General features: G+C 63.4%; 28 protein-coding genes and 1 tRNA gene. 27 read left to right on the forward strand and 2 right to left on the reverse strand.

The window, feature by feature from the left end; genetic code table 11:
* Positions 1 to 25: 25 nt before the first annotated feature.
* The 19 genes from ACWHYV_RS02455 (at position 26) to ACWHYV_RS02545 (ending at position 17,356) form a co-directional block, all read left to right on the forward strand.
* The gene (locus ACWHYV_RS02455; protein WP_447979078.1) at positions 26 to 673 is read left to right on the forward strand and encodes a cytoplasmic protein; all 648 of its coding nucleotides are present in this window, start codon (positions 26 to 28) and stop codon (positions 671 to 673) included.
* 61 nt (positions 674 to 734) lie between these two features.
* Positions 735 to 1,685: a Mu-like prophage major head subunit gpT family protein gene (locus tag ACWHYV_RS02460; protein ID WP_447979079.1), complete on the forward strand. Its 951-nt coding sequence runs from the start codon at positions 735 to 737 to the stop codon at positions 1,683 to 1,685.
* 60 nt (positions 1,686 to 1,745) lie between these two features.
* On the forward strand, positions 1,746 to 2,054 hold the full coding sequence (locus tag ACWHYV_RS02465; protein WP_447979080.1) for a hypothetical protein: 309 nt from the start codon (positions 1,746 to 1,748) through the stop codon (positions 2,052 to 2,054).
* Positions 2,054 to 2,404, forward strand: a complete 351-nt coding sequence (locus tag ACWHYV_RS02470; protein WP_447979081.1) for a hypothetical protein — start codon at positions 2,054 to 2,056, stop codon at positions 2,402 to 2,404. The genes ACWHYV_RS02465 and ACWHYV_RS02470 overlap by 1 nt, the downstream gene beginning before the upstream one ends.
* Positions 2,401 to 2,916: a hypothetical protein gene (locus ACWHYV_RS02475; protein ID WP_447979082.1), complete on the forward strand. Its 516-nt coding sequence runs from the start codon at positions 2,401 to 2,403 to the stop codon at positions 2,914 to 2,916. Before ACWHYV_RS02470 ends, ACWHYV_RS02475 begins: the two co-directional genes overlap by 4 nt.
* A complete protein-coding gene (locus tag ACWHYV_RS02480) occupies positions 2,917 to 3,384 on the forward strand; it encodes a hypothetical protein (protein ID WP_447979083.1) in 468 nt (155 codons plus the stop codon).
* Positions 3,385 to 3,406: 22 nt separating this feature from the next.
* A complete protein-coding gene (locus ACWHYV_RS02485; protein WP_447979084.1) occupies positions 3,407 to 3,835 on the forward strand; it encodes a phage tail tube protein in 429 nt (142 codons plus the stop codon).
* A gap of 50 nt (positions 3,836 to 3,885) precedes the next feature.
* Positions 3,886 to 4,245, forward strand: a complete 360-nt coding sequence (locus ACWHYV_RS02490; protein WP_447979085.1) for a hypothetical protein — start codon at positions 3,886 to 3,888, stop codon at positions 4,243 to 4,245.
* Between the two features lie 66 nt (positions 4,246 to 4,311).
* A complete protein-coding gene (locus ACWHYV_RS02495) occupies positions 4,312 to 4,755 on the forward strand; it encodes a hypothetical protein (RefSeq protein ID WP_447979086.1) in 444 nt (147 codons plus the stop codon).
* A gap of 56 nt (positions 4,756 to 4,811) precedes the next feature.
* On the forward strand, positions 4,812 to 5,033 hold the full coding sequence (locus ACWHYV_RS02500; protein WP_447979087.1) for a phage tail assembly protein T: 222 nt from the start codon (positions 4,812 to 4,814) through the stop codon (positions 5,031 to 5,033).
* Positions 5,026 to 8,211: a hypothetical protein gene (locus ACWHYV_RS02505; RefSeq protein ID WP_447979088.1), complete on the forward strand. Its 3,186-nt coding sequence runs from the start codon at positions 5,026 to 5,028 to the stop codon at positions 8,209 to 8,211. The genes ACWHYV_RS02500 and ACWHYV_RS02505 overlap by 8 nt, the downstream gene beginning before the upstream one ends.
* Positions 8,208 to 9,641 (forward strand): hypothetical protein, encoded by a 1,434-nt coding sequence (locus tag ACWHYV_RS02510; protein ID WP_447979089.1) that lies wholly within the window; start codon positions 8,208 to 8,210, stop codon positions 9,639 to 9,641. The genes ACWHYV_RS02505 and ACWHYV_RS02510 overlap by 4 nt, the downstream gene beginning before the upstream one ends.
* Entirely contained in the window at positions 9,638 to 10,129 is a 492-nt protein-coding gene (locus ACWHYV_RS02515) for a hypothetical protein (RefSeq protein WP_447979090.1), read from the forward strand. The genes ACWHYV_RS02510 and ACWHYV_RS02515 overlap by 4 nt, the downstream gene beginning before the upstream one ends.
* Positions 10,129 to 11,223, forward strand: coding sequence for a hypothetical protein (locus ACWHYV_RS02520; RefSeq protein WP_447979091.1), 1,095 nt, complete (start codon positions 10,129 to 10,131; stop codon positions 11,221 to 11,223). Before ACWHYV_RS02515 ends, ACWHYV_RS02520 begins: the two co-directional genes overlap by 1 nt.
* 20 nt (positions 11,224 to 11,243) lie before the next feature.
* Positions 11,244 to 11,582 (forward strand): hypothetical protein, encoded by a 339-nt coding sequence (locus ACWHYV_RS02525; RefSeq protein ID WP_447979092.1) that lies wholly within the window; start codon positions 11,244 to 11,246, stop codon positions 11,580 to 11,582.
* Between the two features lie 32 nt (positions 11,583 to 11,614).
* Positions 11,615 to 12,505 (forward strand): hypothetical protein, encoded by an 891-nt coding sequence (locus ACWHYV_RS02530; RefSeq protein ID WP_447979093.1) that lies wholly within the window; start codon positions 11,615 to 11,617, stop codon positions 12,503 to 12,505.
* Between the two features lie 11 nt (positions 12,506 to 12,516).
* On the forward strand, positions 12,517 to 13,140 hold the full coding sequence (locus ACWHYV_RS02535) for a hypothetical protein (protein WP_447979094.1): 624 nt from the start codon (positions 12,517 to 12,519) through the stop codon (positions 13,138 to 13,140).
* Positions 13,141 to 13,151: 11 nt separating this feature from the next.
* Complete coding sequence (locus tag ACWHYV_RS02540) at positions 13,152 to 13,910, forward strand: hypothetical protein (protein WP_447979095.1); 759 nt, start codon at positions 13,152 to 13,154, stop codon at positions 13,908 to 13,910.
* Entirely contained in the window at positions 13,847 to 17,356 is a 3,510-nt protein-coding gene (locus ACWHYV_RS02545) for a hypothetical protein (protein ID WP_447979096.1), read from the forward strand. The genes ACWHYV_RS02540 and ACWHYV_RS02545 overlap by 64 nt, the downstream gene beginning before the upstream one ends.
* Here ACWHYV_RS02545 and ACWHYV_RS02550 read toward each other — a convergent pair.
* Positions 17,288 to 17,884, reverse strand: coding sequence for a PEP-CTERM sorting domain-containing protein (locus tag ACWHYV_RS02550; protein WP_447979097.1), 597 nt, complete (start codon positions 17,882 to 17,884; stop codon positions 17,288 to 17,290). The two genes, ACWHYV_RS02545 and ACWHYV_RS02550, sit on opposite strands and share 69 nt — an antisense overlap.
* An 85-nt stretch (positions 17,885 to 17,969) precedes the next feature.
* Between ACWHYV_RS02550 and ACWHYV_RS02555 the strand changes: the two genes are divergently transcribed.
* From ACWHYV_RS02555 to ACWHYV_RS02590, 8 genes are all read left to right on the forward strand, one after another.
* Positions 17,970 to 18,497, forward strand: coding sequence for a hypothetical protein (locus tag ACWHYV_RS02555; RefSeq protein WP_447979098.1), 528 nt, complete (start codon positions 17,970 to 17,972; stop codon positions 18,495 to 18,497).
* Positions 18,498 to 18,508: 11 nt separating this feature from the next.
* The gene (locus ACWHYV_RS02560) at positions 18,509 to 18,754 is read left to right on the forward strand and encodes a hypothetical protein (RefSeq protein WP_447979099.1); all 246 of its coding nucleotides are present in this window, start codon (positions 18,509 to 18,511) and stop codon (positions 18,752 to 18,754) included.
* Between the two features lie 11 nt (positions 18,755 to 18,765).
* Positions 18,766 to 19,113, forward strand: coding sequence for a hypothetical protein (locus ACWHYV_RS02565; protein ID WP_447979100.1), 348 nt, complete (start codon positions 18,766 to 18,768; stop codon positions 19,111 to 19,113).
* A 2-nt stretch (positions 19,114 to 19,115) separates the two neighbouring features.
* Positions 19,116 to 19,424 carry a hypothetical protein gene (locus ACWHYV_RS02570; RefSeq protein WP_447979101.1) on the forward strand — a complete coding sequence of 103 codons (309 nt, stop codon included), beginning with the start codon at positions 19,116 to 19,118 and terminating at the stop codon, positions 19,422 to 19,424.
* A 14-nt stretch (positions 19,425 to 19,438) separates the two neighbouring features.
* A complete protein-coding gene (locus tag ACWHYV_RS02575) occupies positions 19,439 to 19,678 on the forward strand; it encodes a hypothetical protein (protein ID WP_447979102.1) in 240 nt (79 codons plus the stop codon).
* An 87-nt stretch (positions 19,679 to 19,765) separates the two neighbouring features.
* Positions 19,766 to 19,957 (forward strand): hypothetical protein, encoded by a 192-nt coding sequence (locus ACWHYV_RS02580; RefSeq protein WP_447979103.1) that lies wholly within the window; start codon positions 19,766 to 19,768, stop codon positions 19,955 to 19,957.
* Positions 19,958 to 20,033: 76 nt separating this feature from the next.
* Positions 20,034 to 20,471: a hypothetical protein gene (locus tag ACWHYV_RS02585; RefSeq protein WP_447979104.1), complete on the forward strand. Its 438-nt coding sequence runs from the start codon at positions 20,034 to 20,036 to the stop codon at positions 20,469 to 20,471.
* 4 nt (positions 20,472 to 20,475) lie between these two features.
* Positions 20,476 to 21,225, forward strand: a complete 750-nt coding sequence (locus ACWHYV_RS02590; protein WP_447979105.1) for a hypothetical protein — start codon at positions 20,476 to 20,478, stop codon at positions 21,223 to 21,225.
* Between the two features lie 295 nt (positions 21,226 to 21,520).
* On the opposite strand, the gene ACWHYV_RS02595 is transcribed toward ACWHYV_RS02590, so the two are convergent.
* Positions 21,521 to 21,596: transfer RNA gene (locus ACWHYV_RS02595), tRNA-Lys, on the reverse strand.
* Positions 21,597 to 21,753: the final 157 nt, after the last annotated feature.

Consider the following 21,753-nt stretch of genomic DNA (forward strand, 5'->3'; position numbering starts at 1 on the left):
TCACTGATCACTGAAGGAGGAACCGATGGCCGCACTAGCTGAGAGCAAGCAGAGGGCCTTTGAGAAGGCGGACTACAACGAGCTGCCGGTGAAGGGGGCCACGAAGATCTACATGGGCTCCGCCGTCGGCGACACCGGGGGCTACGCGCGGCCGCTGAACGCCGGGGACAAGTTCTACGGCTTCGCCCTGGCGGAGGTGGACAACGCGGGGGCGGACGGGGCGAAGCGCGTCCGGGTCATGTGTCATGGGCGCGTCGTCGCCGATGTCACCGGGGTGGTCGGGGTCGCCGACCTCGGCAAGGTCGTCTACATGTCGAGCGACAACGACTTCACGCTCACCGAGGGCAGCAACACGCCCATCGGCCGCATCGTGCGGCACGAGTCCGGCACCCGGTGCGTCGTGGAGTTCACGGCGCCCGCGATCGCCTTCGCCGATGCGGCGGCCGCGACCGCGGCGGCGCTCACCGACAACACGGCCGGCACGGCGAACACCACGCTCCAGGCGATCCCGGATCCGGCCGACACGCCGGCCTCGGCGGATGCGCTCCGGGACGATCTCGTCGCGAACGCGCTTCCCGCGATCCGGAACAACTTTGCCGACGTCGCCGCGCAGATCAACGCGCTGATCACGGACGTCGCGGCGATCCGGACCGCGCTAAACACCGCGATCTAGGCGGAACGCTGACCTTCAACCTTAGGGTTGATTTCACCGGCTCACTGAGAAGGAGGGAACAATGCCACAGGATACGCAGATCCTCAGCCCGAACGGGTTCAAGGGTCAGTTCTACCTGGAATACGAACAGCGGCTCGCGGAGCCGAGCGTCCTGAACAACGTGACGCTGCGGGTCGAGAGCAACTCGGCGGTCGAGGAGTACCCGTTCCTCGGCGGGCATGGCGACATGCGGGAGTACGTCGGGGAGCGCCAGGTCCGGGAGTTCGGGGCGTACAAATTCGAGATCCGGAACAAGTACTGGGAGTACTCGATCGCCATCAAGAAGACGGATCTGCGTCGGGACAAGACCGGCCAGCTCATGCGGCGGGCCGCCGAGCTCTCCGTCGTGGCACTGGACCACCCCTTCTCGTTGATCACGAGCCTGGTCAACTCCAACGGGAATGCGTTCAACGGCCAGACGTTCTTCTCCACCACGCATAGCTGGGGCGACAGCGGCTCGTTCAAGAACGACATCGCCGCCGGCGACTACCCGGTGCTGAACGTGGCGGATCCGGTCAATCCGACCGCGGACGAGATGGCCGACATCATCATGACCATGATCCAGCACCAGTACACGTACACGAACGACCGGGGGCGCAAGGTGAACGGGCGGGCCCGGGCGTTTCAGCTCTGGGTGCCGATCAACATGTGGGGCGCCGCCGCGGTCGCGCTGACCAAGAGCCTGTTGAATACCGGCAGCGGCACCCGGGAGAACCCGTTGATCGGGCTCGGCATGCAGTTCGAGCTCGTCCCGAACGGCGATCTCACCGCCAATGACAAGCTCATCCTCTTCCGGACGGACGGCCTCACGAAGCCGTTCGTCTGGCAGGAAGAGGTGCCGATCGAGCTGCTCACACTCTGGCTCGACAGCGAGTACGCGAAGCAGCACGACCACGTCCAGGCCTGGCTCGAGGGTTGGTACAACGTCGGCTACGGCAATTTCATGAGCGCGACGAGGGCGACTCTCAGCTAGTCCCGCGACTAGCTGGAGGCGGAGCGCGGGCGGTCACAGGACCGCCCGCATGGAGCACACATGCTGGTCGTCATGCATCCACGCGGCGCCCTCAATGCACGGGGGCGCCACTTTCCGCAAGGCAGCGACGTCGAGGGGCTGCCCGGCTGGGATCCCAATCACGTGGCCATGTGTCTGAAGCGGGGGATCCTCGAGGCGCGGCCGGCGCTGCCGGACCTTGTCACCGACACGGACCAGACCGAGGAGCCGGCCGACGGGGTGCCGTCCACCCTCGACGTGCCCGTCGGGATGGCGCGCGCGATCGACCAGGTCCAGACGGTGCTGCAAACGACCGGGGGCACGGGGAAACCGACCAGGAAACGCCGCTGATGCCGAGCGACGCCACGAGGATGATCGCCGCCCTGGGCGGGGAAGTGATCGGCTACCGGCCGAAGGGCGGCGCCGCCCTGTCGATCCTGGGGATCGTGGACCGGAGCCGGCCGGAGGCGGCGGAGACGCAGGGCGGCCCGAAGTACGCGCGCCTGCAAATCCGCCTGACCGTGGCGAACGATGCCACCGAAGGCGTGACCGCCGTGACGGTGGGGGAGGACCTCGTCGAGTGCAAAGCCGACGTCGATGACGAGGCGGTCAGCATCTTTCGGGTCACCGGGATCCTGAGTCAGGACAAGGGCCTCACCGCCGGCGACGGCGGCATGTGGCACTTGGAGCTCACGCGATGAGCACGGGCCTCATGCGGGTGGTGAACCTGCCCGAATTCGTGGAGGGCATCGCCGAGGGGCACAAGCTGCAGCTCTCGTTTCAGCGCGGCGAGCTGAAGCGAGGCGGCAAGCGGGTCCGGCGGCAATTCATTCGCGAGTCCCTCAGCGGCCGCCCGGGCATCAAGGGCGGCGCGTTCAAGAAGGGGAAGCAGATTTTCTCGTTCGTGAAGGGCGCGAGCGCGTCCGATCTGGCGGTGCACGTGGGGATCTCTCGAGCCATCCGGGTGCACGAGGAAGGCTACACGTTCAAGCCGCTGCACGGAGACCGCCTCTACATCCGGGCGGCGGCCAAGGGTGGGGGCAAGGGGGAGATCGTCGCCACCGCGGCCCAGGTGACGATCCCGAAGCGCACGCGGTTCCGGGCGGTCGCCAAGGAGCTCGCACCGGCGATTCTAGAGAAGACGGCCCAAGCCGGCCTGCGCGCCTACGACGTCGCGATCACGAAACATCTCAAACAGTCGGTGGGGCTCTAGGTGGACTCAGTCCAGGAACAGATCGTCAAGAAGGCGGTGCAGGTCTTCGCCGGGATCCGGACGGCCGACGGCTACGCCAACACCGTGCAGTCCGTCCAGCGCTTCTCGCTCAGGGGCGTCAATCTCTCCGCGCTGCCGGTCGTGCTCGTCATGGAAGGCGAGGCCGAGCCGGAGCTCGACAAGTCGCCGGCGCCGTGGACACAACGCCGCTTCGAGCTCTACGCCGTCGTGCTGGCGATCGAGGTGGAGGGCGACAGCCGATCGGGGGGCGAGATCCTGAACAGCCTCGTGGCCGATGTCGAGCAGGCGGCCATGCGGAATCCGACCTGGGGCGGGCTGGCCCAGCGCACGGATCCGCCGGCGTATCTCGAGGCGACGGTGGAGGCCAGCCAGCCGGTGCTGTCCAAGGCCCTCCGCTTCGACGTCGTCTATCGGCATCTGCGGGACAATCCCGCGTCGCAGGGGTAGGTCAAACACAGGAGGATGAGCGATGCCAAGTAATGCGATTGCAGCCTACGGAACGCTGCTGAAGCGGGGCGACGGCGGGTCACCGGAAAGTTTCACGACGGTCGGGGAGGTCAAGAGCATCAGCGGCCCGAGCACCGAGGTGGACTCGATCGACGTCACCACACACTCCTCGGCCGCCGCGGGGGCGTATCGGGAGTTCATCCCGAGCTTGATCGATCCGGGCACGGTCGAGTTCGACCTGAACTACGTCCCGAGCGACGTGACCATCCATGGGATGCGGAACGACATGGTGAACCGGACCAAGCGGAACTTCCAGGTGGTCCTGCCCGGGGGCATTCAGACGATCAGCTTCGCCGGCTACGTGATGTCGTTCCCGCTCGAGTTCCCGACGGACGACGTCGCGCAGGCCAGCGTCACGATCAAGATCACCGGGGCGGTCACCTTCTCGTAAAGGATCGCCATCGTTCTTAGAGTCGTTACGAGCGTCACAAGGAGGACAGCATGCCACGAACCGCACTCACCGTGCAGACGCCGAAAGGGCCGTACCCCGGGACGGTGTCGGCCAACGACCTGGACTTCACGCTGGCGGCGGGCGACGTCGCGAACGGGAACGAGTTCTCGTTCACCGGCCGCGAGCTCATCATCGCGCAAAACACCGACGTCGGCGCGCAGACGATCACGCTCACGAGCGCGAACGACGAGCGCAACCGGAAGGGCGACATCAACGCCTACTCGATCGGGGCCGGGGAGTTCGCGATGTTTTGGGCCGGCTCCGTCATCGGCTGGGACCAGAGCGGCAAGTTCCACATCAACGTGAGCAACGCGGGGATCAAGCTCGCGATCATCCGGATCCCGGCGTAGCCCTGCGACACCCAGGGGATCCCGCGCGACCACGTGGGATCCCCATTCCATACGGAGGACCAACGTATGAGCGAATCACCGACGCCGGCGCCAGCCGGGTTGTCCCGCGAGTCCATCTTCAAGTCCGATGACATGGTCATCGAGCGCGTCGAGGTCCCGGAATGGGGCGGCGCGGTCTATGTCCGCAGCGTGAGCGCCAAGGGGCGCGACGCCTGGGAGGGGTCCCGCTACCGGCTCCAGGGGGACAAGGTGGTGCCGGTGTACGAGAACACCCGGGCAAAGCTGCTCGTCATGTGCGTGTGCGACGAGCAGGGGAAGCTCTTGTTTACCGAGGCCGACGTCGAGCGACTGGGGCAGAAGAACGGCGCCGTGCTGGACCGATTGTTCGATGTGGCCATGCGCCTCTCGGGGATGCGCGACAAGGCCGTCGAGCAGGCCGCAAAAAACTCCGCGGCCGTCCAGACCGACGGTTCCTCTTCCTCCTCGCCGGACACCTCGGGAAGACCGTAGAGGAGCTCCTGACGGGGGAGCGCCGGCCGCTCTCCTCGCAGGAACTGACGGAATGGATGGCCTATTACACGATCGATCCGTTCGGACAGCGGCGCGGGGACCTGCAGGCCGCGATCGTCGCCTCGACCATCGCCAACGCCTATGCCCCGAAGGGCCGCCGGTACAAGCGGGCCGACTTCATGCCGACGTTCGGGGAGGCGCCGGCCGCGCAGTCGCCGGAGCAGATCCTCTCCATGTTTCAGGCGATCGCGCAACGTCAGGAGACCGCGCGTGGCTGACATCGGCTCACTGATCGTCAAGATCGGGGTGAACGCCAAGGAGCTCGAGCAGGCCTTCGGGAAGCTCAGCCGCGACGGGCAGAGCTTCGGGGACAAGATCCAGCAGGCGGGGAAGGTCGGCGCCCTCGGCCTCGCCACGATCACCACCGCCGCCGTCGGCGCCGGAGCGGCGATCTTCGCGATCACGAAGTCCGCGGCCGACACGGGGGATGAGCTCTTCAAGATGAGCAAGAAGGTCGGGGTGTCCGTCGAGGACCTCTCGGCCCTCCGCCATGCCGCGGAGCTCAGCGACGTCGATCTCTCCACGCTCCAGATCAGCTTCAAACAGCTCTCGAACAATCTCTTCGAAGCGGCCCAGGGGACCAAGGAGCAAGCGGATCTGTTCCGGCTCATGAACATCGCCGTCACGGATTCCACGGGGGCGCTCCGGCCGGCGGCGGACGTGATGCTGGAAGTCTCCGATCTGTTCGCCGGCATGGAGAACGAGACCGAGCGGGCCGCCTTGGCGGTCAAGGTGTTCGGGAAATCAGGCCTCGACATGATCCCGCTGCTCGAGCAGGGGGCCGCCGCCATCCGCGCGCAGATGCAGGAGGCCGAGCTGCTCGGGGTCACGTGGGACACGAAGACGGCTAAGGCGGCGGAAGAGTTCAACGACAACCTGACGCGGATGGGGAAGGTCCTGGAAGGCGTGAAAAACATCATCGCGCAGGCCTTCCTGCCGGTGCTCAACGACATCGTCGTCGATGTCCTGGAGTGGTTCAAAGCGAATGAGAAGGTCATCAAGCAAGAGCTGAAGCAGTGGGCCGAGGGCGCGGCGGCCGCGCTCCGGGACATGGCGACCCACGCCAAGAGCGTGACGGAGGCGCTCGGGCTCATGCGCCAGGCCTGGCAAGAACTCAAGGCCCTCGGCATCGTGCAATTCCTGGGGGGCGTGGTCGACGTGCTGACGGCGTCCGTCCGGATCCTCTTCAACTTCTTCGTCAAGGTCGCGAACGACTTCGCGGCCGGCCTGATCGCGCCGTTTCTCCTGTTGCCCGGGGCGGCCGGGGACGCCATGCAGCAGGCCCACGATCAGTGGTTCAACGCGGCGCGGCGCGCGCAGGCGGACATGGATCAGGCGAGCCGGGATCTGCTCGTGGCGCTTGGCATCATGGAGCGGCAACAGCAGCAGCAGACGATCCAGTCGACCAAGGAGACCACGACCGAGGTCGTCGAGACCAAGAAGAAGGGCGGCAAGAGCATCCTGCACCAGGAGCAGGAGGTCGTCGACAAGATCCGCCAACTGCAGCGCGAGCTCACCGCCGATCTCGCCGGCGAGAGCCTGAAGAAGCTCGCGGCGATCGAGGCGGAAGAGGCCAAGCGGATCGATCTCGTCAAGGGCACGAAGCTGTCGGAGCAGGAGCGGGGCCGTCTGCTGGTGGACATCACGCGCGTGTCCGTGCTGAAGCGGGGCGAGCTCGAGCAGGAGCTCCGCGATCAGATCGTGCAGGGCACGCGGACCAGCGAGGAGCAGCAGCGCGCCGAGGCGCAGAAGACCTACCGTGAGCGGGTCGGCCTCATCCGGGCGATCGTCAAGGACGAGAAGGACCGGGAAACGCTGATCCTGCAGGCCGCCCAGGCGAGGGACGAGGCGATGTTTGCGGCGTCCAAGGGGAAGCTGACTAAGCTTCTCGAGCTCGAAAAGTCGCTGACCGATGGCACGCTGACGGCCGAGCAGAAGCGTCTCCGGGCGATCGTGACCACCGCCGACGAACGGAAGCGGCTGGTCGAGCAGAGCGTCGCGGATGAGACGCGCCGGGCCGAGCTGCTGGCCGAGATCGAGCGCGTCAAAAACCACGAGCTCCTAGGCTTCGTGCGCGAGCGGGTCGGCCGCGAGCGGGAGCTCATGGAGTCCGTCTCGCGGGACGTCCTGGGGGCGGAAGAAGGCCAGCGGCTCGCCATTCAAAAGACGTTCGACGACCGCATGCGGCAGGTGCAGGAGCTCAAGGCCCTCGAGCAGTCGGCCGCGGAAGCGAACGCGACGAACAGTCAGGCCCTCGCCGCGGCACTGGATGCGCTGACTGTCCGATACGCGGGGCTGGAGACGGCCATCCGGGCGGCGCGCGACCGCCAGATGGAGCTGCTCCACCAAGACATCGCCAAGCGGCAGAAGAGCTTCCTCGATCAGCTCACCGCGGACACGCTCAGCGGGGAGCAGCGCAAGCGCTTCGAGATCCAGCGGACCTACGAGGAGCGGATCCGGCAGATCGACGAGCTCAAGCTCAAGGAAACCGAAGCGTCCCGGGCGAGCGTGCTGGCCGAGCAGGCCAGGCAGCAGCAGCTCCGGGAGCTCGCCACTCAATACCCCTCGTTCTGGCAACGCCAGCTCGACCAGGTACAGCAGAGCGCCGTCTTCACCTGGTCCTCGATTCAGCAGCAGTTCTCGAGCACGCTCGCCGGCCTCATCCAGGGGACCTCGACGCTCCAGCAGTTCTGGGACTCCATGCTGAACACCATCCTGCAGGCCACGATCAACACCGGGGTGCAGCTCGCCGTGCAGTGGGCCAAGGACCTGTTGTTCAAGAAGGCCCAGGACACGGAAGCGCTCGCTTCCCATACGGCCATGGAGACGTCCAGGACCGCGATCACGACCGCACAGGAGGGCGCTCGGCTAGCGGCCGTGCTGGCGACAAACAAGGCCATCGAGGGCGGGGCGATCGCCACCCTGGCGTCGATCGGGGCGGTGGGGAAGGCGGCCATCGGGGTGATGGAATCGATCGTGATCGCGACCGCCGGGGTGTTCACCGCGATCAGCGCGGCCCTGGCGGCGTCGATCGTGGGGGCGCCCATGGCGCCGGCCTATGCGGCGGCCGCCGCGGCCGTCACCGCGTCCGGGACGGCGGCGACCGTGGCCGGCCTGGCCGCCATCGAGGTGGCCCTCGGCTCGGCGATTGTCGCGGCGACGGCCTCGCTCGCGACGCCGTTCGCCGAAGGCGGCATCGCGATGAAGCCGACCTTCGGGGTGTTCGGGGAAAAGGGCCCGGAGGCGATCCTGCCGATCGACCGGCTGAGCGACTTTCTCGGGGGCGGGGGCGAACAGCGGATCATCTTCCTGATGGACGGCCGCCGCTGGGCGGAATACCTGCTGAGCAAGGCGCCGGGTGAAGTGCGCCTGCGTTTGGGGACCGCGTCGACATGATTCCCGACAGCCTGACGATCGGGGGCGAAGAGCGCGTGGATCTGCTCCAGGCGTCCACGCTCGAAATCACGGATGAGCTCAACGCGCGCAATATTTGCCGTCTGACCCTGATCGACACGCGCGGCTGGTATCGGCCGGCGATCGGGCAGACGCTCGTGGTCAGGCACATGGGGGAGACGATCTTCGCCGGCACGATCGACCGCCTGAAGGAATCGCGGGCCGCGGGGACGAATGCTTTGACGCTCGAGCTCGACGCCGTTGACTACAACCAGATCGCCGATCGGCATCTCGTGGCGGAGGTCTATGACGATCAGACGATGAAGCAGATCGTGCAAGACATCGTCACCGAGCACCTCGCGGCCGACGGGGTGTCGCTGGCCCCCGACTTTCCGGACGGCCCCACGATCGAGCACTTGCCGTTCAACTACCTCGACGCCGGCCGCTGCTTCAACGAGCTCTCCGAGATCACCGGCTATTTCTGGAACATCGGCTACGACAAGGTCCTGCGGTTCATCGATCGCACGACCATGCAGGCGCCCCATGAGCTGATCACGGACAACGGGGTGGCGCTCGCCGATTCCGTGAGCGTCGAGCGCTCCCGCGACCGGTACCGCAACGACCAGGTGGTGCGGGGCGGCCAGGCCGTGACGGAGAGCGTGGTGGTCGAGGAGCTCCACGGGGATGGCAAGCAGACGACCTTTACCGTTGCGCTGCCGATTGCGGAGCAGCCCGTGATCAAGGTCAACGGGGTGGCGAAGACGGTCGGAATCCGCGAGGTCGACGCCACGTTCGACTGGTACTGGCAGGAGGGTGATGAGCAGCTCTCCCAGGACACCGGGGGCACCCGGCTCACAGCCTCCGATACCTTGCGGGTGGAGTACATCGGCTACACGCCGCTGGTCACCGCGGCCCAGGACCGGGACGCAATCGCCGAGCGGATCTCAGTCGAAGGCGGGAGCGGGATCTATCAGGCGATCGAGGACAACGAGGAGATCACGCGCCTGAACCTGGGAAACGACAAGGCAATCGGTCTGCTCAAGCGCTTCGGGGCGATCGAGGCCAAGCTGACCTTTGCCACGCGCAAGACGGGGTTTGCCGCCGGCCAGCTCCTCCGCGTCTACGTACCCGAGCACGGCCTCGACGGGGAGTACCTGATCTCGTCGGTCCGTTTCCGCGAGCGCGACCTGACCGAGTTTCACTATGAGATCACCGCCGTCGAGGGCGACGCAGTGGAGGGGTGGGTGGCCTTCTTCTCGAAATTGATGCAGGCCGGCCGCAAGCACGTGATTCGGCCCAACGAAGTGGTGAACCTGCTCCGGGCCTTCCGCGAGCCGCTCACCGTGAGCGAGGCGGCGAGCACGGTGACGGGGACGGCGGATCCGGCCAAGGTCGGGGATAAGTTGTGGTCGGGGCTCGTGGGGGCCGGATGAACTGTCCGCATTGCCAACGCGCGATCGATGAGCTGCTCGAGCAGCTCGATAAGGGACGGCTGCTGGTCCGCGAGAACGTGGTGATCCAGATCCGGGACAGCAGCTCGGACGCGCTGCTCGAGGAGCTCCGCACGGGGAACCTGGTCGTCGACGCCGGGTTGGATCTCATCCGGGATTGGAGCGATGGCACGCAAGGAGGCATCACGCAGGGTGCGGTCGGAACGGATGGCACCTCGCCGGCGAACGCCCAGACGGCGCTCGTGGCCGAGGTCTACCGGACGAACATTTCCCAGCGCCTCAAGGTGGCGGCCGAAATCACGCACCGGATCTTCGTGCCGAAGGGATCCGCGAACGGCAACACGCTCCGCGAGGCCGGGCTCTTCAACGCCAACAACAAGATGTTCAGCCGCGTGGTGCACGATCCGATCGCGAAGAGCGTCTCGAATACCGTGACCATTGCCTGGACCCATTCCTTCGCGAGGGCCTGATGCCGCAGGTGACTCTCACCGCCCACGTCTTCCCCAGCGCCAACGACCTCGAGGGCGCGCAGCCGAACGGCTACGGGGAGACCATGTTCGAGACGAATTTGGCCGATCGGTGGATGGCGTTTCTGTTCGCACGAAACGTGGTGATAAGCGGCGGCGGGCTTCCGGGCTCCGATCCCGATCTGATCATGCAGATCCCGACGGGCAAGGCCCGGATCGACGGCCGGTTCATCGAATGGTCGGCGCAGAACGTAACGTTTCCTCCGAGCAGCACGAGCCATGTCTGGGTCCGGATCCTCTACGACGTCGGCGGGCTCGCAAGCTCCGTGGTGATCGAGCACAACACGACGGGTGTCGCGCCGGCGAATGCGGTGAAGCTGGGCACCGTGACCACGAGCGGGTCCGCCGTCACGAGCACGACCGATGCCCGTGTGTTCACCTGGATCGATGGCACCCAGATCATCGCACAGTCGATCACCCAGGCCCTGCTGGCCAAGCCCTGCGTGGGGACCCCGGAGCTGAAGATAGCCCCGGGGGCAGCGTCAACGGGCCCTGGGGGCATCGTCGATGTCACCATGAACGGTACAAGTTTTTTCCCGAGCGTCACGGGACAAAGTAGTGGAGTGCCAGCTTCGCCAACCTGGGATGGACATGGTGGAGTCAACGGTGATCCAGGAGACTTTATCGGTCGCTTGCGCGTTGACGCCAGCGGGTTCGGTGCGCCTGGCGGTGCATGGGTTCGCTGGCAGTACATTACCGCCTCCGACGAGCCGACCATCTGGGTCGCCATTGACCCGGGAACAGGCGACATTAAGGCCACCTGGGCCGCCGACGACCCAACGCCGGGCGATATCCCGGGCGTTCAAGTGGCCGGCTGTGTGAGCCGCAAGCTCCGACCGATCCATCTCGCCCGCTTGGCGCTCGCCGCCTCCGCGCTCACCGATGCCGATCGAATCATCGCCGAGCGCAACCTAAAGCCCGCCCACCGTCTCTACCGCGCGCTCCAAATCATCGCCGGCGATGAGGCGCCATCGCGGTGGCTGCTCGAACAGTGTCGCGTAGACCCAGTCACGAACCAATTGCTGAGAAAATCCTAAGTCGAAGGGAGGATGACCCGATGATCACACGCCTGCTGCTGATTCTGCTCTTGCTCGTCACGCCGCCGGCGTGGGCCATCAAGGGGGCGCCGGTCGCCGAGGAGACCGTGACGGTCTCCACCGTCTCGATCGGGCTCACTTCGAACGTCTGCAAGGTGGGGACGAACAACACCGACGTGCTCCTCCAGGTGAAGGACGCGGCGATCTACTGGAACCTGGACGGGGTGGCGCCGAACAGCGACGACTACGAGGCGAGCCCGGGCGACGTGATCGAGCTCGACCGGCTCGCCTGGCCGAAGTTCCGGGCGATCCGGTCCGGGGGATCCGACGCGAAGATCAAGGCCACGTGCTTCTGGTGAGCGGCCGCGCCGCGCAATTGAGAGGAGACTGCATGCACACCTTCATCGTAGCGATCTTGCTGGCCCTCCTGATCCACGGGCCGGCCGCCGGGGAAACGACGTTCACGAAAAAAGGCGGCGCCGGGGGCGGCGCACCGACGGACGGAGAGTACTGGACCGGCGCGGCCAACGGCACCCTGACCGCCGAGAAAAACCTCGGGGCGCTGGGCACGGGGCTCGTCATTAACACCGCCGGCGCGCCCTCGATCTACGCGGGGGCCACCTGCACCAATCAGGTGATCCGGGTCCTGAGCGCCTCGGGGGCGCCCACGTGTCAGACGATCACCAGCGCGTATGTCGATACCTCCATCTGGACCGGCACAGCAGTGGCCGGGATGGTGAAAGCCGCCAGCCAGGGGGTGCTAGCGAATGCGGTGGGGGGCGTGGATTTCGCCGCTCCCAACACGGCCAACGCGTGGAGTGATGGCATTAAGCAGACCTTCAACCCGAACGGCACGACCGCCGGCGTCAACGTCGGGGCGCACACCGCCGATCCGTCAAGCCCAGCCAACGGGGACATTTACTACAACAGCACGTCGCACAAGTTCCGCTGCTATGAGAACTCGGCCTGGAAGGACTGTGACACCCAGGGTGGCACCTCTACGTATGCCGTAGCCACGAAGACCGGGGCCTATACCCTCACCACCAGCGACAAGGTCATTCTCTGCGACGCCTCGGCGGGCGGCTTCACGCTGACGCTGCCGCCGGTCACCGGCAACACCGGCGTCTTCTTCATCATCAAGAAGACGGATTCTAGCGCGAACACCTGCACGGTCGATGGGAACGCCTCCGAGACGATCGATGATGGGCTCACGGCCGCGATCACGATTCAGTACAACTCGATCTCCATCGTCACCGATGGGGTGAAGTGGCACATCTTCTAAGGGAGGCTCTCGTGAAGAAGACACTCGGGGATCGGCTCTATGTTCTTCTCCTGACGCTGACGATCGCCGTCGGTCTCTCAGGCATTGGATACACCGCCTACCAACAGTACATCACCGGGGATGTCGCTCACGATTCGCCGGATGGGAGCACCAACCCAGTCAAGATCGGCGGCAAGGCCTCCGCCTCGGTGCCGGCGGATGTGACGGACGGGGATCGGGTCAATGCATCCTTCGATCTGAAAGGCCGACAGCGGATGATCATCGACACCGCCGTCGCGCCGACCAACTACACGCCAGCAGATGGCTGCACCCGGAACATTCGGGAGATCGAGATCAGTTCGGCCACGACCACGACGCTTGAGTCGGTCGGAGCTGGCAACTACGGCAAAATCCTCGGCGGCTGGCTCAGGGTCGATCGGACGGGCGTCGCGACGACGATCACGATTCAAGATGCGGCGGGCAAGAAGCTCCTCGGATCGCCGTGGGACTTTGCGGCGGGTGATTCATGGAGCGAAAAGGATAGTCCCAACATCTTGGGTCATGGGGCAAGTGGACAGAATATCCAAATCATCACAGGCGCGGCTGGCCCAGTGCGCGGCGTGATCTACACCACCAACTGCGCTGTCGCGCCATAAGGAGTTGCACGATGAACCCTGTTTATATTGTCGCCCAGGAAGGCGTTGCGCGACTCTGGGAGCCGACCAAGCGAGGACTGGACCATCCCTCCCATGCCTATGTCGAGCAAATGCGTGAGTTCTTTGCTCTCTTCAACATCCAGATCGTCGAGGATCGCAAGCAGGCCTACGAGCATCATCTTGGGCTGATCGTGGCGGGCGTCACTGGGCTTGCTGGTCAGGATCTCTCGTTCTCGCGGCGCGGGCTCTTTAAGCTCCTTGGGCTTGGAGTCGCTGGGCTCTCGATGGCCCATCTGCTACGTGTTGACGAAGCCCTGGCGGCGTTCAACACCCGCGGCGGCGGTATTGACACAACAGTGTATCCCATCATTGGAGCCACGGGGGGGTGGGCTCCTGCGAATGGCGCGACGTTCTACCACGGGATGGCTACGTCACTCCAAAGCACGGGCGGCTTCAAAATCTGTCGCCAGATTCTCCCCGCGGGCGGGACCATGACCGCGGCGTACTGGTCCAACTACATCGGGACGAACGCCGGGTCCGCCGAGACGGTCACGCACTCCATCACGATCAACAACACCACCGATGTGGGATCGGCGACGGTGGCGTTCAATCCGGGCGCCACGAACCATGCGAATACCAGTGCTACTGGGCTCTCGCAAGCCATTTCAGCCGGGGATGACGTGATGGTCAAGCAAGTGTGTCCGACATGGAGTGGAACATTGCCCGGCTCGGTGCGCTCTCACGGGGCAATCAAGCTGACGGTGAGCTAATGATCCAGTACTTAATCTTGGCCATGCTTGTGATCGCGTCTCCGGTGTTCGGAGCTGCATCTGTCTCCGTCTGGACGCAGGACGAGTTTCAGAAGGTCAAGCCGAATGATGTGGCCGGAACCGGCACGGCGATTAGTGCCACCACCCCGAAGCTCTCCTATGCCTCCGGACAAATCATCGTCCGGTGTAGCGATAATGCTGGGAGTACGACGTGCACCGGAGCCGATCTCACATTGCCGCATCTAATCGGAACGGCGACCGGGCTGACAATTGCCTCCACGACCAATACGGCCCCGGTTCAGGTCAATTTCACGACCGCGCACGGTCTCTCCCATCGCGCCATGCTCGAAATCAGCGGGACTGGCATCGGGGCTTTGGACGGGAATGTCTACTACGTGACGGTGGTCGATAGCGACAGCGTGACCCTGGATGGGACGAGCGCGCCGGGCTCCACCGCAGTCGCGGGAACCGCCAAGCACGCGATCCACAAGAACAACATCGTCGCTTACAAGGGCGACACGATGCATGTCTTCTCGCCGAGCGCGCCGCCGACGTTGAACACTCGGGGTGAGTTCCCGTGGCGGCTGATCCCTGGGATGGTCGGGGCCGAGAAGAAAGACCCCTATTACATGGAGACGCGGACAGTGTTTCCGGTGTCGATCCCCACCATCTCGAAGGTCTATCGCGAGTGGTGGCCGATGCCGAATGTCCAGCATCAGACGAACATCAACAGTCCGCACAATTTGCTCACGAACGGGTCACTGGCGCGGAACCTCACCGGGTGGACAGCCACGCAGACCGGGACCGGATCGGTGCCTTCATGGATCACAGATGGCAACGACGGGGCGGCGCGGTTGGTTGGGGGTGCGTCGGGGACTTCGAAGATCGAGCAATGCATCCCGACGTTTGCCGGGTGGTACTACTCTGTATCGTTCTTAATTCCGTCGGGAACCGGCACCGTACAAGTCCAGGTGGGCTCGGCCAGCGGCCTTGCTGATCGTGTGGCGAAGACGGGTTTTACCACAACCGGACAAGTCGAGTGGGCCGGAGCTGACGGGAATGCGTGTGTCCAGTTCTTTGGTGAGAACGCAAGCGGGACCGTTAAAAAGATCTTCCTTGGTCGTGCGATCAGTCCGGACTGGACGATGCGGGCCAACCCTACATTGTCGAATTGGACGGATGTTTCATCTGGTGGGACGGTCTCATGGTCATCAACGAACGGCGGGACGCTCACGTTGAACGGGACTGGCGGGATGGCTGCAATTGAGGCGCAGATCACGGTTGAGGCGAACACGACCTATGTCGTTTACGGGAATAACTCAAGCATCAACTTCCAAGTCGGCACCTCATCAGGAGGCACGCAGATCAAGGCAAGCACGGCGCTTGTCGCTGAGAGTATCGTCTCCTTCACGACCGGCGCGACGAGCGGGACGGCCTATCTGCGGCTGACCAAATCAACCGCGGGCGGTGCAAGTCTGACTGAATTCTATGTGACGACCGGCCTCAGTCCTGGCCGGATTACGGTCAGCGGCACCTACAACCAAACGGCCCGAAAGCAGTATGTGGTGGAGATCACCCGGTCAGGCGGAGCGAGCACGACTCCCGTCGGGCAGTTCCGGTACAGCGACGACGGCGGAGCAACGTGGAGCGCGGCGACCAACATCGCCGCCTCCGTGGCGATTAACAACGGCCTCACGCTGAATTTCTCGAACAACTTCAACGACGGGGAACGGGTCACCTTCTACGCCGATAGCGTTCGCAATCAGCCGTTCTGGCTGGACATCTATGCGGACTCATCCGTGCCGGCCGGGGTCTACAAAGGAACAGCGACCGTCATCACATCCTCTCCGGTGTCCTCCAATAACGTGCCTATCACGGTGACCGTGTTGCCGCTCACGATTCCGGCTGAGAACGACTACATCCGCACCTACTACGCGCTCGGGGAATTGTTGCTGCCGTCCGTCCATACTGGAGGGTCGGTGCAGAAGGAGTTGCATAAGCTCTATGCCAAAGGTTGCCTCCGAAACCATGTGACGTGCGGCTCGAATCTCCAGCGGTACGTTACTTGGAACTGGGATGTGGCGACTGGAGCGGTGACAGGTATCAGTGCCGGAGTTGCGACTGTGAATGAGATCGGCAAGATCTTCATGGACGGCGTGGATACCTACGGCAGTTTGGGGATTCACACAACACCCAAGGGCGCCAAGTGGACATCGTTCCTGTTCCCGCGCAACGCGGCCGGAGGATCGAATCCGCCAACAGCCGACACAAGCTCCTCGTATGATCTCGGTTCGGTGAGTCTGGCAAAGTACCTCAATATGTTCAATGACGCGACGTATGGGTGGAAGGCGAGGGTGTTGTCCTGTACGACCGTCGGTTGCGATGCGACCAATAACCATGAGGACTGGGCAGATGACGGAGCACGGAACCTCGTCTACGGCATTGATGAGCCAGGGTTGAGCACATCGCTCGGGAGTTCGGAGACGAGTGTTGGGCAGACATTCCGTGAGTTTCATGACAATGTGCTCGAAGCCCTCCCCGGCTATAGCTACGTGTTTGGCACAACAAAGGATCTCCTCCGTGCCGGTGCAAACGACGGTCCGAGTGTCCGTGGAAAGTGGGAAGTGTGGTTTCCGATTGGGGCCAACACGACTGCAGCCTATGGAAAGACTGGGGGGCCGTTTGCCACTGATGGATTGTATGCAACACGGCAGGACTACCTGGACGCTGGGGTGACGCGGATTGGAGTTTATGAAGCCTGCTATGTGAATGCTTGTACCGCCGCGAACGGGTTGGAGAATGTCCAAAACGTCGACTTTCGAGCGAACACGATTGCGAACACGCCAGGCCCTGGCACCTACGACGGGTATTCTCGATGGACTGTTGATGAGACGATGGTCGCTTCACGCCTGTGGGCGTGGCAGATGTTCCACTGGGGGCGCGCCGATTACTTCTTGTACTACAGCATCTCCGACGGGCTGGATAACTATAAAGGGTGCGTGACCGGGTCCGGCTTCTATGCCGGCGTGGCGGGTCGCGGGCAGAACAACGCGGCCGACTGCGTGAAACTTGATGAGTCTGTTTTCCAGTTTAGCGGTGCCGGGGACGGGACGTATCTCTACCCAGCTCTCATCGCGGACTATGGCGGCACGAACGATTTTGTCATCGAGACCTATCAGATCAAGGCACACCGCCAAATGATCCGGGACATGACACTTCTGCACATCGCTTGGGCAAATGCCCGCGATGGTGGAACGGAAGTCACGAAGTTAGTTGAGCGTGGGCTTATCAGTTCGACGAAGCTGACGATTAGGGACTCCCCGGATGTCATGCGCTACATGGTCCGCGATCTTGAGACGCTGGCCGCTCGAACGGTGTCACAGAACAGGAGGCGGTTGACGTCCTATCCGCGAGCGACGACCGAGGTGTTGTACCCGAAGCCCTAGCGCAAGGACCCCCGTGAGCAACAGGGCAATCGTCGATGGTTCTGGGATGGGATTGGGAAGGCTGAAGTCGGCGAACGTGAATCCTGGGTACCGAAGAGTGCCAATGCCGCGGATCGATGTATCTGAGACGAATGTAACCACTCCATCGATCTGGCCGTATCCTTTGCAGGGATACCTGAACTCCATCCACCGTTCCCAGCAGAGCGTTGCGCCAGGGACGGTATTCGTGCCGAAGCCAATGAAGAAAGAGGAGCCGATGGTCAGAGGGATCGAGGCTCCAAGCGAGGTTGGATCATGGTCCACAATTGGTGGCGCTGAGACGAACAGGATGCCGTCTGTGATGCCAAGGTTGTAGAAGTCCAGGGCAGGAACGAAGTGGCTGAATATTGGAAGGCCATCAACAAAGCGATCAGGCCCACAGCAAGAATACGTCAGGTCGAGAATATACGGCTCGTAATATTCGGTTGCTAGGCCTAAGGGTGGAACGAGTAACAGAGCGAGCATGAGCGTCAGAATCAGCGCGCGCATAAGGACCTCCTCGGTATGCTACGTAGGGTGATCTGGGGCCGGTCGGAAGTCCATTGTTCGAAAGGCGTACAGACTAAAGTCTGAGATGAAGACGATCGACGAGCTCGACCTCCACCCCACCGCGAGAATTCCCGCCGAGCAGTTGCAGACCCGCTTTCCGTTTATCCGATTTCTCAGCGGCCGGCGCTCGCTCGAGGAGCAGGCCCGGGCCATGGCCGACAACGTGCTCCAGCAGCGGGACTGGGTACGGGCGACGTACCGGCGGCGCGATCGGCCGTCCTTCGCGATCGCGCAAGAGGTGCAGGGCTGGATCGACGCGCATCCGGAGGTGACGAACGTGCACGCCCTGGCCAAGGGGATCTACGGGGTGCTCGTCTCTAATCCGCACGGGGCGCTGATCTCATTCCACCCGGCCGGCCTCGCGTTCGATTTCGATCTCTGGCGGCCGGAGCCGCTCGTGAAGCGTGAGAACGGGGCGGTCGTGCTGACGGAGCTCGGGCGCGAGGTGCAGGCCTTCATCCGGCAGCTCCCGAACTACGATGCTTTTGTGACGCGCGAGGGGAACCTGATCATCGGCCACGCGCAGTTTTTGGAACGGGCGGTCCAGGTCTAGGGAGGAGGGGGATGGACGGACTGACGGATCCGCAGCCGCACAATGCGTTCGAGATGATCACCCGCGAGAAGTTGTCGGCGCTCGAGGCCCGGATGACGGAGGCCCTCGAGGATCTCAAGACCCAAATGGTGTCCCTCCAGCGCACGCTCGAGAAACTCCAAAACCGGCCGACCGTCTGGGCCGCACTGGTCATGACCGGGCAGGGGTGGGTCATCGGGGCGCTGATGGCCACCGTGGTCGCGCTCCTCACGAAATGAAAGGAGACGTCATGCTCACGATGCTGTTCACGATTCTCGCACGCCTTGGGCCGGTGCTTGCGCCGATGATCGATCGAGCGTTCCGCAATTGGCGGACGTCCGTCGCCGGCGCCGGCGCGAGCGCGACGACTTACTACATCGTGCACGAGCTCCTCCAGGCGGCCGGCTGTCCGATCGAGACGCTTCAGGTCGGGGCGCTCGCGGCCGCGGTGCCCTCCTTGGTCGTCGGGCTCGCGAGCATGGACAAGAGCCGCCTCCTCGAGCTCTCGAAGGTTACGAAACCGGACGGCAGCACGATCTACACCGCCGTCGATGCCCAGCAGACGGACGCGAACGGAAACCCCATCCCGAGGAGCTGAGCATGCCGTGGATCCTCGCGCTCTGGCTCGCGAGCATCTCGTTTCGGGACGTCACGGATTGCATGATCCAGGGCTACGTGTACGCGAACCCGGGCGAAGGGCCGTCGTTCAAGCGCGCCGATGGTTGCGCGGACGTGAAGGATGACGTCCAGGAGAACGTGCTGATCCTGAACACCCGGCACTTCTGGGTGCGGATCGTGCTCCCGAGCACCGGCGGCCATCAGCCCTTCTGGTATCGCTGGGGAAGCGACCACGCGCAGATTGAGACGATGTCCTGGCCTATCGCGTTCGGGCCCATTCGATCCGGCTAACAAGGAGGAGCCTCATGCATCTGATCATGGCGCTGTTGATCTTGGGACTCACTGGGTGTGTCTCGGGCGGGGTGAAGCTCTGCACCGAGATGCCGAACATGGTAAAGGGCCTCGTGCCGGATTCCTGGCCGAAGTCCGGCTGTCCCGTGAACCTCACAATCGCGAGCGACCCGACGGGGGAAGGGGGCAAGACGGGTTCCGCGCCGTCGGCCTCGCCACCGCCGGCCGAGGGACCCGGCACCCGCGTCCGGTAGTCGCTCTCTCGAGCCCACCCCATCAAGCCAGGGTCGGTCTGGTCAACCGGCCCTGGCCCTCCCGCCCGGGCAAGCTCAGGAGGATCCGTGGCCCGACGTCAGCGCATCGAGGTCCCAACGTTCAGTGAAGAGGAAGAGACGATCGTGGAGGCGATCGCGAGCGACCTCTTTGCCCGCCTGGGGGACGAATGGTTCCCGAAGCTCCAGGCCACCGGCATGCCCGACGTGAAGATCCGGAACCTCTTCAACGCCGCCCTCCAACGGACGATGACGGACTGAGGACACGTCAAGCGTTGGCTAGTTGGTCAGTCCTACCGAATGGACGTCTTGTTGGCTTCGGTGCTATAGTGGCCTTATGAAGAAAAAACACGGTCGAGAAAGTATCGTTCTTGCTGCCCTTGCCGCCGCGCATGGTGGTTCATATACCCCCGTGCAGGTTCAAAAGCTGTTCTTCCTGATAGACCGGAATGCCGCGGACCTTGTCGGCGGGCCGTTCTTCGACTTTGAGCCCTACAACTACGGCCCGTTCGACGCCGAGGTGTATCGGACTCTTGAGCGCCTCGAGGCGCGGGGGCTGGTCGAAGTCACGACGGATGGACGGCTGAAGAGTTACGGCCTGACGGCGGATGGACTCAAGAGGGGGCAAGAAACCCTTCAGGCCATCGATGCGAAGGCGGCGAAGTATTTCGTCCACGTGTCCGACTTCGTGCGTAGCCTCTCGTTCAGCCAACTCGTCTCCGCCATCTACAAGGCCTACCCCGAGATGAAAGAGAACAGCGTCTTCCAATCATAATTCCATGACCGCGATCGTCGGCATCTCTTGCACCGACGGCGTCGTCATCGGCGCCGACAGCTCTGCCACCTTCACATCAGGCGGGCAGTTCAGGACTATCGAGCAGCAAACTCAGAAAATCGAGCTGATCGGCGATTATTGTATCCTCGCGGGTACCGGCCAAATTGGCCTTGGTCAACGATTTGCCGTATTGGTCGACAAGGGGAACAAGGCGGAGTACTTTGGCGGCAAACTCTCCGCGATGGATGTGGGTCGAAAGCTATGCCAGGACGCAATTGCTGACTTCAGTCAGACGGGAGCGTCAAAAGGTACGTATGGGGCGCTTCTGGCGTACGGAATCAAACACGAGCCGTTCCTGTGTGAGTTTGCATTGGATGATTTCCAGCCCGAGCTGAAAACCAAGAACTTGTGGTATGTCTCCATGGGCAGCGGCCAGCATATCACCGACACGTTTCTCGGCTTTATCAGGCGGGTATTTTGGAAGGATGGACCGCCGAATGTGAATGGCGGGATCTTCGCCGCCATGTGGACGTTGCAGATGGCAATAGAGCTAAACCCAGGGGGCATCAACCACCCTATCAGCCTCGCCGTTCTTGAGAAGGACCGAACCGGAAAATTGAAAACGCGGATGCTGGGCCCGACTGACCTCCAAGAGCACGACCAGAAGATATGCGAGATGATCGACTACATCGGGGACTTTTCTCGTCGGGACCGGCCAGAGACTGCCCCTGATATCCCGACAATTCCTAAGTAGCGACCCTCCTCCATCACGGTGGAATTACATTCTGGATTACCCGTCAGCGTCCTGCCGCGGGTCATCGGCATGGGGACTTGTCACCTTGCCGACTGCCCCAGCTAAGAACGCACAGAATTGACCCATGCGAGGCCATCATTCGTCTGCTGGCCCAATCTCTGGACCGAGGGGCGATCTCGGCGTAGCGGCCAGGAGTGCGCGAACGAGGGGGCAGGATTTTCGATGATCTGGGTGTCACCTTTCGGGGCACCGCCAGCCGTCACCAGGGGGGGAATCTGTCTAAGTCTTTGAAAATTGGTGGGCCGTGTAGGGATCGAACCTACGGCCCGCTGATTAAGAGTCAGCTGCTCTACCAGCTGAGCTAACGGCCCACCGGGTATGAGGAAGAATGGTCGAGAGGTGACCAAAAACGAGAGACAGATTGTAAACGATCCATCGGGCGAGTTCAATTCCTCCGCAGAAAAAGTCGGGCCCTCGGTTCCGGGCTTCACGGTGGTACCCGACTTCCCTTCCTGATCCTTCGAGACG

This window comes from Candidatus Nitrospira bockiana, assembly GCF_965152565.1.

Excerpts from the sequence above, each read along its gene's own strand:
- ACWHYV_RS02545 (WP_447979096.1), top strand. The coding sequence starts at position 13,847 with ATGGAGTGGAACATTGCCCGGCTCGGTGCGCTCTCACGGGGCAATCAA.
- ACWHYV_RS02495 (WP_447979086.1), top strand. The coding sequence starts at position 4,312 with ATGAGCGAATCACCGACGCCGGCGCCAGCCGGGTTGTCCCGCGAGTCC.
- ACWHYV_RS02555 (WP_447979098.1), top strand. The coding sequence starts at position 17,970 with ATGAAGACGATCGACGAGCTCGACCTCCACCCCACCGCGAGAATTCCC.
- ACWHYV_RS02570 (WP_447979101.1), top strand. The coding sequence starts at position 19,116 with ATGCCGTGGATCCTCGCGCTCTGGCTCGCGAGCATCTCGTTTCGGGAC.
- ACWHYV_RS02515 (WP_447979090.1), top strand. The coding sequence starts at position 9,638 with ATGAACTGTCCGCATTGCCAACGCGCGATCGATGAGCTGCTCGAGCAG.
- ACWHYV_RS02590 (WP_447979105.1), top strand. The coding sequence starts at position 20,476 with ATGACCGCGATCGTCGGCATCTCTTGCACCGACGGCGTCGTCATCGGC.
- ACWHYV_RS02560 (WP_447979099.1), top strand. The coding sequence starts at position 18,509 with ATGGACGGACTGACGGATCCGCAGCCGCACAATGCGTTCGAGATGATC.
- ACWHYV_RS02530 (WP_447979093.1), top strand. The coding sequence starts at position 11,615 with ATGCACACCTTCATCGTAGCGATCTTGCTGGCCCTCCTGATCCACGGG.
- ACWHYV_RS02585 (WP_447979104.1), top strand. The coding sequence starts at position 20,034 with ATGAAGAAAAAACACGGTCGAGAAAGTATCGTTCTTGCTGCCCTTGCC.
- ACWHYV_RS02455 (WP_447979078.1), top strand. The coding sequence starts at position 26 with ATGGCCGCACTAGCTGAGAGCAAGCAGAGGGCCTTTGAGAAGGCGGAC.
- ACWHYV_RS02500 (WP_447979087.1), top strand. The coding sequence starts at position 4,812 with ATGGCCTATTACACGATCGATCCGTTCGGACAGCGGCGCGGGGACCTG.
- ACWHYV_RS02490 (WP_447979085.1), top strand. The coding sequence starts at position 3,886 with ATGCCACGAACCGCACTCACCGTGCAGACGCCGAAAGGGCCGTACCCC.
- ACWHYV_RS02485 (WP_447979084.1), top strand. The coding sequence starts at position 3,407 with ATGCCAAGTAATGCGATTGCAGCCTACGGAACGCTGCTGAAGCGGGGC.
- ACWHYV_RS02565 (WP_447979100.1), top strand. The coding sequence starts at position 18,766 with ATGCTCACGATGCTGTTCACGATTCTCGCACGCCTTGGGCCGGTGCTT.
- ACWHYV_RS02525 (WP_447979092.1), top strand. The coding sequence starts at position 11,244 with ATGATCACACGCCTGCTGCTGATTCTGCTCTTGCTCGTCACGCCGCCG.
- ACWHYV_RS02465 (WP_447979080.1), top strand. The coding sequence starts at position 1,746 with ATGCTGGTCGTCATGCATCCACGCGGCGCCCTCAATGCACGGGGGCGC.
- ACWHYV_RS02550 (WP_447979097.1), bottom strand. The coding sequence starts at position 17,884 with ATGCGCGCGCTGATTCTGACGCTCATGCTCGCTCTGTTACTCGTTCCA.
- ACWHYV_RS02510 (WP_447979089.1), top strand. The coding sequence starts at position 8,208 with ATGATTCCCGACAGCCTGACGATCGGGGGCGAAGAGCGCGTGGATCTG.
- ACWHYV_RS02520 (WP_447979091.1), top strand. The coding sequence starts at position 10,129 with ATGCCGCAGGTGACTCTCACCGCCCACGTCTTCCCCAGCGCCAACGAC.
- ACWHYV_RS02575 (WP_447979102.1), top strand. The coding sequence starts at position 19,439 with ATGCATCTGATCATGGCGCTGTTGATCTTGGGACTCACTGGGTGTGTC.
- ACWHYV_RS02540 (WP_447979095.1), top strand. The coding sequence starts at position 13,152 with ATGAACCCTGTTTATATTGTCGCCCAGGAAGGCGTTGCGCGACTCTGG.
- ACWHYV_RS02460 (WP_447979079.1), top strand. The coding sequence starts at position 735 with ATGCCACAGGATACGCAGATCCTCAGCCCGAACGGGTTCAAGGGTCAG.
- ACWHYV_RS02475 (WP_447979082.1), top strand. The coding sequence starts at position 2,401 with ATGAGCACGGGCCTCATGCGGGTGGTGAACCTGCCCGAATTCGTGGAG.
- ACWHYV_RS02470 (WP_447979081.1), top strand. The coding sequence starts at position 2,054 with ATGCCGAGCGACGCCACGAGGATGATCGCCGCCCTGGGCGGGGAAGTG.